The 16,305-nt window shown below is 71.4% G+C and carries 16 protein-coding genes; 5 read left to right on the top strand and 11 right to left on the bottom strand.

What is annotated here, in order from left to right:
- The first annotated feature begins 16 nt into the window (after positions 1-16).
- Complete coding sequence (locus ACZ6QO_RS02650; protein WP_465846944.1) at positions 17-1,189, top strand: sulfite oxidase; 1,173 nt, start codon at positions 17-19, stop codon at positions 1,187-1,189.
- Between the two features lie 166 nt (positions 1,190-1,355).
- On the opposite strand, the gene ACZ6QO_RS02645 is transcribed toward ACZ6QO_RS02650, so the two are convergent.
- The 6 genes from ACZ6QO_RS02645 to ACZ6QO_RS02620 form a co-directional block, all read right to left on the bottom strand.
- Positions 1,356-2,966, bottom strand: coding sequence for a solute symporter family protein (locus tag ACZ6QO_RS02645; protein WP_465846942.1), 1,611 nt, complete (start codon positions 2,964-2,966; stop codon positions 1,356-1,358).
- On the bottom strand, positions 2,959-3,291 hold the full coding sequence (locus ACZ6QO_RS02640; RefSeq protein WP_465846940.1) for a DUF485 domain-containing protein: 333 nt from the start codon (positions 3,289-3,291) through the stop codon (positions 2,959-2,961). Before ACZ6QO_RS02640 ends, ACZ6QO_RS02645 begins: the two co-directional genes overlap by 8 nt.
- A gap of 291 nt (positions 3,292-3,582) precedes the next feature.
- A complete protein-coding gene (locus ACZ6QO_RS02635) occupies positions 3,583-5,313 on the bottom strand; it encodes a sodium/solute symporter (protein WP_465846939.1) in 1,731 nt (576 codons plus the stop codon).
- Between the two features lie 13 nt (positions 5,314-5,326).
- Entirely contained in the window at positions 5,327-5,818 is a 492-nt protein-coding gene (locus tag ACZ6QO_RS02630) for a hypothetical protein (RefSeq protein ID WP_465846937.1), read from the bottom strand.
- Positions 5,815-6,588: a LytR/AlgR family response regulator transcription factor gene (locus ACZ6QO_RS02625; RefSeq protein ID WP_465846936.1), complete on the bottom strand. Its 774-nt coding sequence runs from the start codon at positions 6,586-6,588 to the stop codon at positions 5,815-5,817. Before ACZ6QO_RS02625 ends, ACZ6QO_RS02630 begins: the two co-directional genes overlap by 4 nt.
- Before the next feature lie 135 nt (positions 6,589-6,723).
- Positions 6,724-7,917, bottom strand: a complete 1,194-nt coding sequence (locus ACZ6QO_RS02620; protein ID WP_465846934.1) for a sensor histidine kinase — start codon at positions 7,915-7,917, stop codon at positions 6,724-6,726.
- Between the two features lie 175 nt (positions 7,918-8,092).
- Here ACZ6QO_RS02620 and ACZ6QO_RS02615 point away from each other — a divergent pair, with 175 nt between their 5' ends.
- Positions 8,093-9,616 carry a hypothetical protein gene (locus ACZ6QO_RS02615; protein ID WP_465846932.1) on the top strand — a complete coding sequence of 508 codons (1,524 nt, stop codon included), beginning with the start codon at positions 8,093-8,095 and terminating at the stop codon, positions 9,614-9,616.
- 137 nt (positions 9,617-9,753) lie between these two features.
- Positions 9,754-9,939, top strand: a complete 186-nt coding sequence (locus ACZ6QO_RS02610; RefSeq protein WP_465846930.1) for a hypothetical protein — start codon at positions 9,754-9,756, stop codon at positions 9,937-9,939.
- 158 nt (positions 9,940-10,097) lie between these two features.
- Here the strand turns inward: ACZ6QO_RS02610 and ACZ6QO_RS02605 are convergent, their stop codons facing one another.
- Positions 10,098-10,763: a nitroreductase family protein gene (locus tag ACZ6QO_RS02605; RefSeq protein WP_465846928.1), complete on the bottom strand. Its 666-nt coding sequence runs from the start codon at positions 10,761-10,763 to the stop codon at positions 10,098-10,100.
- A gap of 265 nt (positions 10,764-11,028) precedes the next feature.
- Between ACZ6QO_RS02605 and ACZ6QO_RS02600 the strand changes: the two genes are divergently transcribed.
- Positions 11,029-11,526, top strand: coding sequence for a hypothetical protein (locus ACZ6QO_RS02600; RefSeq protein WP_465846927.1), 498 nt, complete (start codon positions 11,029-11,031; stop codon positions 11,524-11,526).
- A gap of 133 nt (positions 11,527-11,659) precedes the next feature.
- Here the strand turns inward: ACZ6QO_RS02600 and ACZ6QO_RS02595 are convergent, their stop codons facing one another.
- The 3 genes from ACZ6QO_RS02595 to ACZ6QO_RS02585 all read right to left on the bottom strand — a co-directional run bounded on the left by ACZ6QO_RS02595 (position 11,660) and on the right by ACZ6QO_RS02585 (position 13,699).
- Positions 11,660-12,109 carry an HIT family protein gene (locus ACZ6QO_RS02595; RefSeq protein WP_465846925.1) on the bottom strand — a complete coding sequence of 150 codons (450 nt, stop codon included), beginning with the start codon at positions 12,107-12,109 and terminating at the stop codon, positions 11,660-11,662.
- Positions 12,106-13,263 carry an acyl-CoA dehydrogenase family protein gene (locus tag ACZ6QO_RS02590; protein WP_465846923.1) on the bottom strand — a complete coding sequence of 386 codons (1,158 nt, stop codon included), beginning with the start codon at positions 13,261-13,263 and terminating at the stop codon, positions 12,106-12,108. The genes ACZ6QO_RS02595 and ACZ6QO_RS02590 overlap by 4 nt, the downstream gene beginning before the upstream one ends.
- A gap of 67 nt (positions 13,264-13,330) precedes the next feature.
- Complete coding sequence (locus tag ACZ6QO_RS02585) at positions 13,331-13,699, bottom strand: DUF5335 family protein (protein WP_465846921.1); 369 nt, start codon at positions 13,697-13,699, stop codon at positions 13,331-13,333.
- 208 nt (positions 13,700-13,907) lie between these two features.
- On the opposite strand from ACZ6QO_RS02585, the gene ACZ6QO_RS02580 reads away from it, so the two are divergent.
- Positions 13,908-15,134, top strand: a complete 1,227-nt coding sequence (locus ACZ6QO_RS02580; protein ID WP_465846919.1) for a MalY/PatB family protein — start codon at positions 13,908-13,910, stop codon at positions 15,132-15,134.
- Between the two features lie 93 nt (positions 15,135-15,227).
- On the opposite strand, the gene ACZ6QO_RS02575 is transcribed toward ACZ6QO_RS02580, so the two are convergent.
- The gene (locus tag ACZ6QO_RS02575; RefSeq protein ID WP_465846917.1) at positions 15,228-16,166 is read right to left on the bottom strand and encodes a diacylglycerol/lipid kinase family protein; all 939 of its coding nucleotides are present in this window, start codon (positions 16,164-16,166) and stop codon (positions 15,228-15,230) included.
- Positions 16,167-16,305 lie beyond the last annotated feature (139 nt).

Raw genomic sequence — 16,305 nt, 5'->3', positions numbered from 1 at the left:
CGGGCTCGTTCCCCCGATGCGCCCGGCGTCCGCCGGGACCTCCGCTCAGGCGCCCCTGAGCCCGGCCTCCGCCCCCGCGACGGCCCCGCCCGAGGTGGCGCCCGAGGTGGCGCCCGCCACCATCGTCAAGCCGCTGCCGCCCGATTTGTTCATCACCTACGACACCGGCGCCGAGATGCGCTGGGAGTCCATGCGCGGCCAGGGCTACCACACCCCCACCGACCGCTTCTTCGTCCGCAACCACACCTCCACCCCGCTCATCGACGCCCGCGCCTGGCGGCTGCGCCTGCACGGGAACGGGCTGCGCCGCCCGCGCGACCTGACGTACGAGGACCTGCTGGCGCTGCCCTCGGCGACCGCCGACGTCGCCATCGAGTGCGCCGGCAACGGGCGGGCGTTCTTCGACGTCCAGCAGGACCAGCGCATGTCCGGCATCCCGTGGCGGCTCGGCGCCATCGGCGTCGCGCGCTGGCGGGGCGTGCCGCTGGCGACGCTGCTGGACCTGGCCGGGGTGAGCGCCGACGCCGTCGACGTCATGCCGCGCGGCCTCGACCCGGTGTACGTCGAGGACGGCGTCGACCACGGGCACGTGCGCCGGCCGCTGCCCATCGGCAAGGCGCTGTCGGACGTTCTGGTGGCCTACGAGATGAACGGCAGGCCGCTGCCGCCCGACCACGGGTTCCCCGCCCGCCTGGTGGTGCCCGGCTGGAGCGGCGTCGCCTCGATCAAGTGGCTCGGCGACATCGAGGTCTCCACCGCTCCCCTGTCGTCGCCGTGGACCACCCGCTTCTACCGGATGTTCGGACCCGGGCATCCCACCGGCGGCGCCCCGCTGGGCCCGCAGGGGGTCAAGAGCGCCTTCGAGCTGCCGTGGGGTGCCACGCTGCGGGCCGGGCGGCAGCACATCCTGCACGGCCGCTCGTGGTCGGGCGGCGGGCACATCGTCCGGGTCGAGGTCAGCGTGGACGGCGGCCTCAGTTGGACGCCCGCCGAGACCCGAGGCCCCCGGCTGGCGCGGGCGTGGGCTCCCTGGCACCTGGCCTGGGCGCCGAGGCGGCCCGGGGCGTACGTCCTGATGGCCAGAGCGGTCGACGAGACCGGGGCCACCCAGCCCGCGCGGGCCCGGTTCAACATGCTGGGCTACCACTTCGACGGCGTGGTACAGCACCCGGTGACGGTCATCCCCTGAGGCGGGCGGCCGGTCGGCGGTAGCGGCCGGGTGTGCGTGACGTGGGGGGACGCTCGCAGGGCCCGGCCGGGATCCGAGGGGGGGGTGGACCCGCGGCCGGGCGGCTGAGGGAGGACGTCCCCAGCGCTCTCCGGGGAGACGTCCGGAGGCGCTCCCCGGAGGGTTATCAGTGGCCGGTCGCCTTCTCGGCGCCGGCGCCGGTGAGCGACCGCACCTCGATCTCGGCGTACTTGCCCGCGTTGTACTCCTTGCTGAGCACCGTCCCGATGTAACCGGCGAGGAAGCCGATCGGGATCGAGACCAGGCCGGGGTTGTCCAGCGGGAACCAGTTGAAGGCGGCGTCGGGGAACAGCGCCGTCGGCGTGCCGGACACCACCGGCGAGAAGATCACCAGGAGCACGGCGGAGGCGAGGCCGCCGTAGATGGCCGACACCGCGCCGGCGGTGTTGAACCGCTTCCAGAACAGGCTGTACAGGATCGCCGGCAGGTTGCCCGAGGCGGCGACCGCGAACGCCAGTGCGACGAGGAACGCCACGTTCAGGTTCTGCGCGAAGATGCTGAGGACGATCGACACCGCGCCGATGGCGAACGCGGCGATGCGGGCGACCTTGATCTCCTGATCCTCCGTGGCGGTGCCCCGCTTGAAGACGTGCGCGTACAGGTCGTGGGCGAAGCTGGAGGAGGACGCCAGCGTAAGGCCCGCCACCACGGCGAGGATCGTCGCGAACGCCACCGCGGCGATGATCGCCAGCAGGATCGTGCCGCCGACGTCGCCGAAGATCAGCTGGCCGACCTTCTGCGCGAGCTGGGGAGCCGCCGTGTTGCCCGCCTTGTTCTGGTCGGCGATGGCCTTGCTGCCGACCAGCGCGGCCGCGCCGAAGCCGAGCACGAGGGTGAGCAGGTAGAACACGCCGATGATGCCGATGCCCCACAGGACCGACTTGCGGGCGTCCCTGGCGGTCGGCACGGTGTAGAAGCGGATCAGGATGTGCGGCAGGCCCGCGGTGCCGAGCACCAGCGCGAGCCCGAGGCTGATCAGGTCGAGCTTGCCGACCAGGCCCTTGGCCTCGACGCCGTACTTCAGGCCCGGGTTGAGGAACGCGTCGCCCTTGCCGCTCTGGCCGGCGGCGGTGCCGAGCAGGCTCGACAGGTTGAACCCGAAGTGGCCGAGCACCAGCAGCGTCACCAGGGCGGCGCCCGTCATCAGCAGCACGGCCTTGACGATCTGCACCCAGGTGGTGCCCTTCATGCCGCCGACGACCACGTAGATGATCATCAGCAGGCCGACGATCACGATCGTGCCGATCTTGCCGGCGTCCGAGGTGATGCCGAACAGCAGGCCGACCAGCGCGCCCGCGCCGACCATCTGGGCGAGCAGGTAGAAGATGCTGACCGTGATCGTCGACACGCCGGCGGCCGTGCGCACCGGGCGCGGGCTCATCCGGAAGGCCAGCACGTCGGCCATCGTGAACTTGCCGGAGTTGCGCATCAGCTCGGCGACGAGCAGCAGCGCCACCAGCCACGCGACGAGGAACCCGATCGAGTACAGGAACCCGTCGTACCCCGACAGCGCGATGATGCCCGCGATGCCGAGGAAGGAGGCGGCGGACATGTAGTCGCCGCCGATGGCCAGGCCGTTCTGCACTCCGCTGAACGACCGACCGCCCGCGTAGTAGTCGGTGGCGGTCTTGGTGTTGCGGCTCGCCCAGAACGTGATGCCGAGCGTCGCGGCGACGAACAGGACGAACAATGTGATCGATAGTGCGTGGTCACTCATTGGACGCGGACTCCATCTCAGCGCGCAGCTTGCCGGACAACGGGTCGAGCTTCTTGTCGGCATGCCGGGCGTACGCCCACGCGATCAGGAACGTCGACACGAACTGCAGAATGCCGAAGATCAGCGCGATGTTGACGTTCCCGAAGACCTTGGTGCCCATGAACCCGCGCGCCCAGCCGGACAGGACCACGTAGAGCAGATACCAGGCAAGGAAGCCGAGGGTCACCGGGAACACCCAGTTGCGGAAGCGCCGGCGCAGCTCCTGGAAGTCGGTACTGGCCTGTACCTGTTCGTATTCGGACGACTCGTCTTGTCGAGTGGTCACGCGACCTCCCACGTTGTGATCTGAATCACGCCATACCGTAGAAGGGGACACCGGCCGCTGCGCAGAGGTACGGGCGAGGCGGTCGCCAAGCCGACCCGAAGGATCGCTCATCTGGCACGCTCCTGCGCCCAAAGGCCCGATCCCTGCGACGAATGGTCACCGCCCTTTCTCACCGCGACCGAGCCGTCGCAGGTGCGGCGGACCGTCTCAGGGTGAAGCGGGGCCGTCGTCTCAGTCGGAGCGGGGCCGTTTCAAGTGGCGCGCAGCCGTCTCAGGTGAACCGAGGCCGGCTCAGGTGGAGCGGGGCCGCCAGTCGCCGCGGTTGACGTTGAGCGTCTCGGGCGTGTGCAGCCGGACCATCGTGCGGGCCACCCCGCGCGGGACGCTCCGCGGAGTGAGGAGCGAGACGACGATCATCACGACGAACGAGATCGGCACCGTCCAGGCCGCCGGCTGGGCGAGCAGCGCCCCCGTCCAGCCGGTGTACGGTCCGCCGGTGATGACCGCGATCACGGCGGCGCTGGCCAGGCCGCCTCCGATGAGCAGGCCGGACATCGCCCCCGCGGCGCTCAGCCGCCGCCACCAGATGCCGAGCACGAGCAGCGGGCAGAAGGAGGACGCCGCCACCGCGAACGCCAGGCCCACCACGTCGGCGACTGCCAGGGAGCGCGCGGCGGTCGCGAGCCCGAACGGCACCGCCACCGCCAGCAGCGTCGCGGCCCGGAACGACGGCACTCCCCCGCGCAGGATGTCCTGCCCGATGACGCCGGCCACCGACACGGCGAGACCGGAGGAAGTCGACAGGAACGCGGCGAACGCCCCGGCGGTGACCAACGCGCCAAGCAGCTCGCCGGCCGTGCCGCCGACCAGGCGGCCGGGCAGGGTGAGCACGACGGCGTCGGTGCGGCCGGTCATCAGCAGTTCGGGGGTGTACAGGCGGCCGAGCATGCCGTAGATGGCTGGCAGCAGGTAGAACGCCCCGAGCAGGCTCAGTACGACCAGGGTCGTGCGCCGGGCGGCCCGCCCGTCGGGGTTGGTGTAGAACCGCACCAGGACGTGCGGCAGGCCCATGGTGCCGAGGAAGGTCGCCAGGATGAGCGAGTAGGTCGCGTACAGAGGGTGCTCGCGGCCGTGCAGCGGCAGCGCCCACTCGTGGTCGGTGAGGACGGGCACGTTCTCGGCGTGCGGCACGGGCGCGCCCGCGGGGAACCCGAGCGTGGTGTCGGCGGTGACCGTGTGCGGGCCGCGCGCCAGGGTGATCCGCTCTCCGTGCCGGACGCGGCCGTCGACGCGGCCCTTCGCCGTGACCTCGACCGGCCGTTCCACGCTGATGGTGACGTCGACGCCGACGGCGACGGTGACCGGCTCGGTGAAGGCCGGCGGCGCGTCGCCGTACGGCGCCGGCCTGTCGTGCCCGTACCAGGCGAACAGCAGGAAGAACACCGGCAGGGCCAGGGCGGTCAGTTTCAGCCAGTACTGGAACGCCTGGACGAAGGTGATCGAGCGCATGCCGCCGGACAGCACGTTGACCGCGACGACGACGGCCACGAGCAGGCCGCCCACCCAGGCCGGCCCGCCGGTGATCGTGCGCAGGACCAGGCCCGCGCTCTGGAACTGCGGCATCAGGTACAGCCAGCCGATCAGCACCACAAGGACGCTCGCCATGCGGCGCACGGCCATCGACTCCAGCCGGGCCTCGGCGAAGTCGGGCAGCGTGTAGGCGCCCGACCGGCGCAGCGGCGCCGACACAAGGACGAGCAGCACCAGGTAGCCGCCGGTCCAGCCGACCGGCAGCCACAGCATGTCGGCCCCGTAGGCGAGGATCAGCCCGGCGATGCCGAGGAAGGACGCCGCCGAGAGGTACTCCCCGCCGATCGCCGAGGCGTTCCACAGGGGCGAGACGGTGCGTGAGGCGACGTAGAAGTCGGAGGTGGTGCGCGACAGGCGAAGCCCGAAGGCGCCGATGAGGACGGTCGCCACCAGGACCACGACCACCGCCGCCACGCCGAGCCCGGCGTTCACCACCGCCGCCCGGTCACTGGCGTTCGACCAGGTCGGCGAAGTGACGCTCGTTGCGCTCCGCCTGGCGCACGTACAGCCACGCCCCGGCGACGAACGCCGGGTAGATGAGCCCGGCGAGCACCAGCCACGGCAGCGGCAGCCCGAGCAGGCGCACCTCGCGCAGGCCCGGGGCCAGCAGGAACACCAGCGGAAGACCGCCGATCACGCAGGACAGCACCGTGCAGACGAACAGCGCCAGCCGCAACTGGGTGCGCACCAGCGAGCGCATGTAGACCTCGCCGAGGCTGGTCTGCTCGTCGATCTCCACGGTGACCGGGTGGCGGGGCCGGCGGGCGGCGGTCGTGCGCGGGCTGGTGACCACCTCGCGGCGGGGACGGTCGGGTGCCTTCGGCGCGTTACGCCGCCGCCCGCCGTCCGGCCCGTCGCCGCGCGCGGCCTTCTCGGCACGGGCGTCGCGCGGGTGGCGCTCCCCCCGGACGGGCCCGGCGGCGTCGTCCGCGTTCACTCGGCGCGGCCCTTCCTGGCGCGGCGGACGAGCAGGTCGCGGAGCTCGCGGGTGTGGCGGCGGCTGACCGGGATCTCGGTGTCGCCGATGCGCACCATGCAGCGGCCGGAGTCGATGTGCAGTTCGTCGATGTGCTTGACCGCGACCAGGTGGCTGCGGTGCACGCGGATGAACCCGGCGCCGGCCCAGCGCTCCTCCAGCGCCGCCAGCGGGATGCGCACCAGGTGGCTGCCGGTGGCGGTGTGCAGGCGCGCGTAGTCGCCCTGGGCCTCGACGTAGCGGACGTCGGTGCTGGCGACGAAGCGGGTGACCCCGGCCAGCTCGACCGGGATGGTGTCGCCGTCGGACGCCGGACGACCCGCCTCGTCCGCGGCTCCCGGGCCGCCCGGGACGCTGGCGCAGACCCTGCGGATGGCCTCGGCGAGCCGCTCGGGGCGGACCGGTTTGAGCAGGTAGTCCTCGGCCTTGATCTCGAAGGCGTCCACCGCGTGCTCTTCGTAGGCGGTGACGAACACGACCCGGGGCGGCCGGGCGAACTGGGCCAGCAGGCGGCCGAGCACGACGCCGTCCAGGCCGCGCATGCGAATGTCCAGGAAGACCGCCTCGACCGGCCGGCCGTCGGCCATGGCCCGGTCGAGCATCTTCAGGGCGGAGGCGCCGTCGCGCGCCATCGCGACCTCGCCGATGCGGGGGTCGGCGCGCAGCAGGTAGGCCAGGTCCTCCAGCGCCGGCTGCTCGTCGTCCACCGCCAGAACGCGCAGACCCGTCACTTCACCGCCACCCGACCCGTCTCGCCCAGGGGCCGCGGAACCGGGGGCCGACCTGGTGAGGCTTGCTCCTCATCCTCCTAGAGAGTGGTGAATCGGACAGGGGAAGTCAACGGCTCAGGGGCGGAGGGCTGATAACTATACGGAGACGCCCGGCCGGTATTTGGGCAGGCGGACGCTCACCTTGGCCCCGGCCCCCACGGCGGTCTCGACGACCAGGCCGTACTCGTCGCCGTACACCTGGCGCAGCCGCTCGTCGACGTTGGCCAGCCCGACGCCGCCCGTCCCCGACCGCTCGTCGGGGTCGCCGGACAGTATGCGCCGCAGCCGCTCGGGGTCCATGCCGATGCCGTCGTCCTCCACGCTGATCAGGCACTCGGCCCCGGCGTCCTCGGCGGTGATGGCGATGCGCCCGACGCCGTCCTTGCTTTCGAGCCCGTGCCGCAGCGCGTTCTCCACCAGGGGCTGCAGGCACAGGAACGGCACGGCCACGGGCAGCACCTCCGGCGCGATGCGCAGCGTGACGCGGAGCTGGTCGCCGAAACGGGCCCGCTCAAGGGTGAGGTAGCGGTCGATGGAGCGCAGTTCCTCGGCCAGCGTGGTGAACTCGCCGTGCCTGCGGAAGGAGTAGCGGGTGAAGTCGGCGAAGTCCAGCAGCAGCTCCCTGGCCCGTTCGGGGTCGGTGCGCACGAACGAGGCGATGGTGGTCAGGGAGTTGTAGATGAAGTGCGGGGAGATCTGCGCGCGCAGCGCCCGCACCTCGGCCTCCATGAGCAGCGTGCGCGAGCGGTCGAGCTCGGCCAGCTCAAGCTGGGAGTCCACCCAGGCGGCGACCTCCCCGGTCGCCCTGACCAGCCCGGCGCTGGCATGGTCGCCGTAGGCCGCCAGCGAGCCGACCACCCGGTCGTCGGTGGTGAGCGGGACGACGACGGCGTACCGCACCGGGCACTCAGGCGACAGGCACCAGACGACGTCGGGGCCGAGCACCTGGATGCGGCCGTCGCGCAGGGTCGCGGCGGCGTGCGCGAAGGCGTTCTTGGCGTGGTGCTCCCCCGCGCCGTCGTAGACCAGCAGCTCCTCGCCGTTGGTGATGGCGATGGCGGGCGAGCCGAGCAGCTCGCGCAGATAGCGGGACGCCTTGAGCGCCCCGGCGGCGGTCAGCCCGGCGCGCAGCGGCGGGGCGGCCAGGGACGCGGTGTGCAGGGTCTCGAAGGTGGCGCGCTCGGCGGGGCTGGTGCCGAGCTCGCGCCGGCCGCGCAGCACCCGCCACAGCACCACCGCCGGCACCACGACGAGCACAAGAAGCACCGGGACGGCCAGCAGCGGTTCCACGCCGCCGCAGCCTACCCGCGCATCCCACCCCTACGAGCCCACCCATCGCCCGAACCCCCACTCCATGCGCCAAACGGCCCACCCCGTCCGCCAGAATGGGCCTCGCCCCGCTCGGGCTGTTTCTTTCCGGGCCACCCGGCCCACCCCGCCGTCCGTAGGCGAGGCGCTGCGCGCCATGGGCTACACCTTCGACCAGATCGCCGACGTGTTCTTGGTCTGTCAGGACGTCAGCCCGCTGCGCCTGTACCGCTACGCCTACGGGCTGACCGCCGCCGAGGCCGCCGCGCGGTACAACGACCTCGACCCGGCGGGCACCGCCGCGCTGCGCGAGTCACGGCTGTACGAGTTCGAGCACTGGCCGCAGCGCGGCATGCGCCCGACAGCCCGCACCATCGCCCTGTTCGCGCACGTCTACCGGACCGCCGCCCGTCGTCTGGTCAGCGACCAGGTCTACGCCTCCTATAGCGCGCGCGACCGCGACCTCATCGATCGCACCGACCACCGTTCGTCCCATACCGCCCAGCGGCCCTCTGCCGTCCCGGCCTCCGTTCCTGGGCATGTCACCATGAAGCAGGAAGTGGAAGCGGCACGCCCGGCGGCCCCGGTTCCCGGCTTCCAGGATTGCGCCGCGCTACTGCGTGCCCTCACAGCCGAGGAGGCCGACGTGAAGCGCCGCGATCTGCTCTTCGAACTGGCCCTGGCACTCGGCGGCGCCCCCGCCCTGGTGCTGCTACGCCACCTGTCCCCGCCGGAGAAGGACCGGCTCGCCACCGCGATCCGCTCCTCGACCCGGGTGGACGCCGCCACCGTGGAACTGATCGAGAAGCTCACCGCCCGCTGCCGCCGCCTGGACGACGAGTTCGGCCCGGCCAAGGTCCTGCCCGTCGTGGAAGGCCAGCGCACCCTCGTCGCCGACCTGCTCCATCGTGAGTCCCTGCTCCCCGGCCTGCGCGACCGCCTCATCCGCGCCTACGCCGACCTCAGCCAACTCGCCGGCTGGCTCCACCACGATCTCCTGGACCACACTGGAGCCCGCCACCGCTACCAAGAGGGCCTCACCGCAGCCCACCAGATCCGCGACCCCACCCTCATCGCCTACCTCCACACCTGCCTCGCCAACATGTCGCGATTCCAGAGCCGAACCGGCGAAGCTCTCGACCACATCTACGCCGCACAAGGTTGGGCGCGACAAAGCCCGAGCACCCTGCTCCGATCGGTACACGCCGTGGACCTCGCGCGAATCCTCGCCGCGAACGGCAATGCTCGCGACAGCGAAAACGCGCTGGTCCAGTCGCGCCATCTGGCCGAACGACCGAGAAACGAAGCCGACCCCTCGTATCTCTACTGGTGGACGGCAGCGGGCGTCGAGAGGCACACGGCGGCCTGCATGATCGCCTGGGGACGTCCGGACGATGCGATCCGCACGGCCGAACGGGCCTTGGCAGCGAGGATGCGTAAACCCGCGCGCGGCAGAACCCTACTGGAGTACGCCGACGCCCTCATCGTCAAGCGAGAGATACCGGCCGCGACCGAGAAGATCCGCCAGGCGGCCCGGATCACCGTAGGCCACAGCTCTGGCCGTCTCACCGACACCGTCCGCCAAACCCGCGCCCGCCTCCAACCATGGGCGACGAACAAACACATCCGCACCCTAGACGAGGAACTCGTCTCCCTGGGCATCCCCCCGATCGGCAGGTGACAGGGCGGCTGCCGGTCGTGGGTTCTCAGGACGAAGTACCGCCCGCTTCCGCGCTTGAGGAGGGTCGGCGCCGCCGACTCTCCTTCGCCGGACTCATGCAAGCCGAAGCCGGCGCCCAGTAGGGGGACACTGCTGACATGGGCTGGCCTTCCCGCGCGCAGAAGCTCGCCGACCGCGTCACCCACCCCGGGTCTCGGTGGCGCGCGCTGGTCTGCCGGCTCCCTGGAGGATCCGTCCTCACCGTCGCTCACCTCCACCAGGTGGCAGGGCTGCCGCTCAACGGGAGAGCCGACGCGACCGGCGATGCGCTGCTCCTGTTCTGAGGCCGCCCACGCCGTCGCCCGTGAGGTCCGCGAGGAGTATGCCCGAGACCTTGTCGACGGCCTAAGCCAGCAGGTAGGCCGCAGCCCCTTTGGCTGATGGCGCATTCGGGCACTGCCCCGGGTGCCACGCAGGGTGCAGGTGCGGGTGTGGGATACGGTCACGCTCCGATGAAGGTCACTGTCTCCGTCATTTCCGCGCGCTCGGTACGCAGCCGGGGCACGCCCTCCTTCTCGAACCCCACCGAGACACCGCAGAACAGCGTGAGCCCGTCATCGGCTCCGACTATGCGGCTGACGGTCTTGCGATACATCGTCCACATCACCTGGGGACAGCTGTGCAGCCCTTCCGCCCTCAGCAACAGCATGACCGTCTGCAGGTACATCCCCGCGTCCGCCCACTGCCCGGGCCCCATCGTGCGGTCGAGGTAGCAGAACAGTACGACCGGCGCCCCGAACGCCGCCACGTTCAAGGCGGCGATCTTCATGGGCCTGTCGGGGTCGTCGCGCTCGATCCCCAGCGCTTCGTACCGCTGGGCGGCAGCGGCGGAGAAGCGGTCCAGATACGGCGAGGTCAGTTCCGCCGGGTACATCGGATACTCCCGCTCATCGCCCGGGTCTCCTGCCAGTGCCCTGGCCGTCGCGTGCTTCTTCAGCTCAACCAAGGGCTCACCGGTCACAACGTACAGATGCCACGGCTGGAGGTTCCCGCTCGATGGAGCCCGCGTCGCCGCGGTGAGCACTCGTTCGAGTACTTCCTTGGGCACGGGCTCACCGCTGAACGCCCGCACAGCCCGGCGACTGTCCACGGCTTCATACACATCCACGACTTCTCCTCCTCGCACTCATCGACGATCACTTCTCTACCGTCCAGGGAGTGCCGTCATCGAACCGGGTCACGGAGCCGGATCCTGATCGAGGCGACGTCGACGGTGCCCTGGTGGATGCGCTCGCGTTGTTCGGTGCGAAGGGCCATCGCACGGTAGCCCTTCATTTCGTTCATGTACCGCTCCGCGTACGCCGCCCCTTATAGGGCCTGAGCCTGGCGGATGAAGATCGTTGAGTCAGGTCAGGCGAGTAGGCTGATTGCGGTTGCCCGCGACGCTAGAGGAGACGCTGATGACCGCCGACCCGACGATGACCCGGATCGGCCAAGGGGTGGACCTGCATCACGGCCAAGGTCAGCGTGACGCCGCACGCGACCTGTTCGCGCAGATCTGGGATGACATCGGCGGCGAGCAGGGCGAGCCACTGCATGTTTGCGTCCTCGCCCACTCGATGGCCGACGTGCAGGACGACGTGCACCAGGAGCTGATGTGGGATCTGCGGGCGCTCGCCGCCGCCGATCGGGTCACCGATGAGCAGGTGGCGCAGGCCGGGGTGCCGCTTTCGGTGGCGGGCCTGTATCCGTCCCTGCACCTGAACCTGAGTGAGTGCTATCGCAAACTGGGCGATCTCGACCGCGCCCGTGAGCACCTCCAGCAGGCCCGGGCCGGGATGGACGCGCTCGCCGACGACGGGTACGGCAAGCTCATCAGGGGCGGCCTGGAACGGCTGGCCGAGCAGTTGGGCGAGGCCGGCCCTGCGTAGTCGCAGGGCCTCAGCGTGATCAACTCGTCCGCCTTTCTGGATGCACGTGTGCTAGCGTCAAGCGCATAAGCCCCGGACCTGCCTCTGCATCGCACGCAGCCGGGGCACAGCCATTTTCGCGGTCCCGATCTCACTATGGGGTGAGGTCGAGGGCTTTGCGGATCCGCTCGGCGTAGGTGGCGGCTTCGGTGTCGTCTTCGTATTTGACTCTGGGCCAGAAGAAGCCGCGCAGGCCGTCCTTCTTGTGGCGGGGGACGACGTGGGTGTGCAGGTGGGGGACGCTCTGGCTGATGCGGTTGTTCATCGCCACGAAGCTGCCCGCCGCGCCGAGGCCCTTCTCCACGGCGAGGGACACCGCCTGGACGCGGGCGAAGTACGGGCCGAGGGCCTCCCCCGGCAGGTCGGCGAGGGTCTCGACGTGGTCGCGCGGGATGACGAGTACGTGGCCCTTGAACACCGGGCGGGCGTCGAGGAAGGCGACGGCGACCTCGTCGGCGAGTACGAGGTGGGCGGGGAGTTCTCCCTTGGCGATCCGGCAGAACAGGCAGTCCCCGGCGGCCCCAGGGGTGGTGGGGGGCGTCACCAGCCGACCTTGGCGGTGTCGGACAGCAGGGCGCGGGCGATGACCATGCGCTGGACGTCGTTGGTGCCCTCGCCGATCGCCATCAGCGGTGCGTCGCGGTACAGGCGCTCGACCACGAACTCCTGGGAATAGCCGTAGCCGCCGTGGATGCGCATGGACTCCATGGTGGCACGCAGCGCGACCTCGGAGGCGAAGTACTTGGCCATCGCCGCCTCGGCGTTCACCGCGCACGCCTCCGAGCGGGTGGCCGCCCAGTAGGTGAGCAGCCGGGCCGCCTGGATGTCGGTGGCCATGTCGGCGAGCTTGAGCTGGATGGCCTGGAAGTCGCCGATGGGCCGCCCGAACGCCTCGCGTTCCCTGGCGTAGTTCAGCGCCGCCTCGTAGGCGCATTGGGACACCCCGACCGCGCGGGCGGCGATGTTGAGGCGCCCGAGCTCCAGCGCCGACAGCACCTGCTGCATGCCTCGCCCCTCGACTCCGCCCAGCAGGGCCGAGGCGGGCACCCTGACGCCGTCGAAGACGACCTCGCAGGTCTCGGTGCCCTTGTAGCCGAGCTTGGGCAGGTCGCGGCTGACGGTGAACCCGCGGTCGGCGTCCACCAGCAGCACCGACATTCCCTTGTGCGCCGGAGAGGCGTCGGAGGTCTTCACCAGGACGGGCAGCGGGTCGGCGTGCCGGGCGTTGGTGATCCAGGTCTTGGTGCCGTGGACGACGTACTCGCCGCCGTCGAGGACGGCGCGGGTCTGGATGCCCTGCAGGTCGGTGCCGGCGCCGGGCTCGGTGAGGGCGACGCCGGTGCGGCGCGCGCCGGTGGCGAGGTCGGGCAGGTAGGCCGCCCGCTGCTCCTCCGTGCCGTGCCGTGCGATCATCCAGGTCGACAGCGAGTGGGAGCCGAGGATGCCGGCCACGCCCATCCACCCCCGGGCGATCTCCTCGAAGACCAGCGCGAAGGACACCCGGTCGAGGTCGAGGCCGCCATACTCCTCCGGGATGGTGACGCCGAACAGGCCGAGCCGCCGGAACCCTTCGACGATCTCCTCCGGGTAGCGTCCCTCCCGCTCCCATTCGGCGGCGACGGGGACGATCTCCTTGTCCACGAACTCGCGCAGGGTTCGCCGGAACAGGCGCTGATCGTCGTTCAGCTCGAAGTCCATGCAGGCGTCCGATCTCGCAGGGGGCCGGTCCCGGCCATTCCAGCACGCCTACGGCCGCGAGCGTAGCTCAGGCGGGGGCCTTCGGGGCGAGCCTGGGCCGGTGCAGGGTGACGATCGTCTGCCCGCCTTCCGCGTCGACGACGTCGAAGGCGCGCACCGTGCCGTGCTGCACGGTGTCGGCCATGATCCGCGTGGGGTGGTCGACGGCGTGCCGGGTCACCATGTCGCCGCCGGGCCCGCCCAGGCCCACCGCGAACTGGTCGTCCTTCGGGTCGTACTCCAGGTAGGCCAGCGGCGAGCGCTCGGCCTCGACCAGGTCGCCGAGCTCTCCGCTGACCAGTTCGACGGTGACCTCCACGCCCTCGTAGTCGCGGGTCATCGCGTCGAAGAACTCGCGCCACTCGCCGCGCGGCAGATCCGGTAGCCGCTGCTCCATGACCGGCCCCCTTCCTCCGATGCGGCCCGCGGGCCGCCGGCGTCGTTCACCATGGTCGGCCGCCGCGCGGGCGGGCACATCACCCGATCGGATAGAAAATGGCCGATCACCGCACCACACGGGTACGAATCATGTGCTATCACCTCGATGACGGATGAATTTCCCAATCGTGGGGAGGAGCCTGGCGCTCCCTCCCGAAAGGACGACCTTGAGCGGCAGCGACACCGGCAGCGGCACCGGCCATGGCCCCGGCGGGCCCCTCTCCGCGTACAGCCTCGACGAGCTGCGCGGACGTCATAGCGCCAAGTGGCGGGAGTACCCGCCGGAGGTGCTGCCGGTGTGGGTGGCGGAGATGGACACTCCGCTCGCCGAGCCGATCGCCGCCGCGCTGACCCGGGCGCTCGCCCACGGCGACACCGGGTACGCCGTGGCGGGCGGCCTGCCGGAGGCGTTCGCCGGGTTCGCCGCCCGCCGCTTCGGCTGGCGCGTCGACCCGGGGGCGATCCGCCTGGTGCCGGACGTGATGGCGGGCATCGTGGAGGTGCTGCACCTGGTCACCAAGCCGGGAGACCGGGTGGTGATCAACACCCCCGCCTACCCGCCGTACTTCTACTGGCTGCCGCGCATCGGGCGGCAGGTCGTCCAGAGCCCGCTCGCGTTCGGCCCGGACGGCTACCGGCTGGACCTAGCGGCGCTCGAACGCGACTTCGCCGCCGGGGCGGCGGCCTTCCTGCTGTGCAACCCGCACAACCCCACCGGGCTGGTGCTCACCGAGGAGGAGCTGCTCGCCGTCGCCGCCCTCGCCGACCGGTACGGGGTGCGCGTGGTGGCCGACGAGATCCACGCCCCGCTGGTGTACGCGGGCGCGCGGCACGTGCCGTTCCCGTCGCTGGACGCCCCGGCCGCGGCCCGGTCGATCGCGCTGGTGTCGGCCTCCAAGGCGTGGAACCTCGCCGGGCTGAAGGCCGCGCTGGCCGTGCCCGGCCCGCAGGCGCACCGGGACGTGGCCGCCATCGACGCCGAGGTCAGCGAGAGCTCCGGCATGTTCGGCGTGATCGCCTCGGAGGCGGCCTTCACCGCGGGCGAGCCGTGGCTGGAGTCGCTGATGGCCGGGCTCACCGCCAACCGCGCGCTGCTGGGCGACCTGCTCGCCGAGCGGCTGCCTGGGGTGGGGTACCAGCCGCCGCAGGCGACCTATCTGGCGTGGCTGGACCTGCGCGCGCTCGGGCTCGGCGACGACCCGGCGGAGTGGCTTTTGCGCCGCGGCGCGGTGGCGCTGTACTCGGGCCTGAAGTTCGGCGCCCCGGGCAAGGGCTTCGCCCGGTTCAACTTCGCCACCCCGCCCGAGCTCATCGCCGACGCGGTCGCCCGAATGTCCGCCTCACTGGCCGCCCGCCCCCACCCCGGCCGCCCCAGCGCCCTGGACGCACTCTGAGCCCTGCGATTACGCCCGTCACCGGCACGGCGACGCGTAGTGGGTGAACGGCGTCGCCCAGAGTTTCGCTTGGGCGTGAGGTGGCCGGGACGATCAGGTGTCGATGAAGCTCGGGGGGACCATTACGCGTAGGCCGTTGGGGATGGTCTTGATGGTGATCGGGGTGCGCAGGAGGACCTCGCCGTCCACGTCGGCGGCCATCGGGGGGTCGGTCTCCAGCAGCATCTCGGTGCCGGTGACGAACGGGCCGCCCGCCAGGCTGCGCCAGCGGCCGCCGGCGGCGCGCACCAGGGTCTCGGCGAGCAGCCGCAGCCGCTTGCCCGAGCCGAGCTGGTAGGCCACCAGGCGGCGGTTGTCGATGCTGATGTCGCGGGCGATCTGCCAGCCGCCGTGGTAGCGGCCGTTGGCGATGTTGAGCTGGTGGGTCAGCAGCTCGTGGCGGCGGCCCTCCACGGTGATGTACGCGCGGAAGGGCTCGTGCCTGGGCAGGACGGTCAGCGCGGTGAGCGGGTAGGCCGCGCGGCCGAGGGCGCGTTTGAGCCACGGCTTGACCGTGCCCGCCACCTCGACCGACACCCCGAAGCTGGCCAGGTTGGCGAAGGGCTGGTCGCCGGCCATGCCGAGGTCGATGTCGGCGACCTTGCCGCGGCTGAACACCTTGACCGCCATGGCGAGGTCGAGCGGGAGGCCGAGGCTGCGGGCGAAGTTGTTGGTGGTGCCCAGCGGGAGCACGCCGAGCGCCACGTCGCGGTGGGCGACGTGCTTGACCGCCGAGCTGAGGGTGCCGTCGCCGCCGCCGACCACGAGGAGGTCGGGCTGGAGGTCCAGGGCCTCGTGGAGGATCCGCGGCAGGCGGGAGGGGTCCATGACGGCGTAGGTGCGCAGCGGCCGGAAGCCGTCGGCGTGCAGCAGGCGCAGCGCCTCGAAGTAGCGGTGGCGCCCCCGCCGGGACCGCGTGTTGACCACCAGCACCGCTCTGCGCAGATCGCGGATGGCCTTGGTGTGCTCCGCCTTGGTCCGCTGCTCGCTCACCGATCTCCCGTCCCGTAGTTCCCGTCCGGGACATGCTATGCGTGCGGGGAAAACGAACGGGACGGACGCGGCCGAGCCGCGTCCGTCCCGCGATGGCGGCCCGCCGGCCCGTGGGGGCCGGGCGGGGTGTCCGCCCGGC

It is taken from the genome of Sphaerisporangium sp. NPDC049457, assembly GCF_055586705.1.
This window is presented reverse-complemented; position numbering and strand designations above follow the sequence as displayed.

Bases quoted from the DNA above. Each gene is read 5' to 3' on its own strand.
- ACZ6QO_RS02645 (WP_465846942.1), bottom strand. From the start codon at position 2,966: ATGAGTGACCACGCACTATCGATCACATTGTTCGTCCTGTTCGTCGCC.
- ACZ6QO_RS02585 (WP_465846921.1), bottom strand. From the start codon at position 13,699: ATGGAGCAGCGGCTACCGGATCTGCCGCGCGGCGAGTGGCGCGAGTTC.
- ACZ6QO_RS02610 (WP_465846930.1), top strand. From the start codon at position 9,754: ATGGGCTGGCCTTCCCGCGCGCAGAAGCTCGCCGACCGCGTCACCCAC.
- ACZ6QO_RS02650 (WP_465846944.1), top strand. From the start codon at position 17: ATGCGCCCGGCGTCCGCCGGGACCTCCGCTCAGGCGCCCCTGAGCCCG.
- ACZ6QO_RS02590 (WP_465846923.1), bottom strand. From the start codon at position 13,263: ATGGACTTCGAGCTGAACGACGATCAGCGCCTGTTCCGGCGAACCCTG.
- ACZ6QO_RS02615 (WP_465846932.1), top strand. From the start codon at position 8,093: ATGGGCTACACCTTCGACCAGATCGCCGACGTGTTCTTGGTCTGTCAG.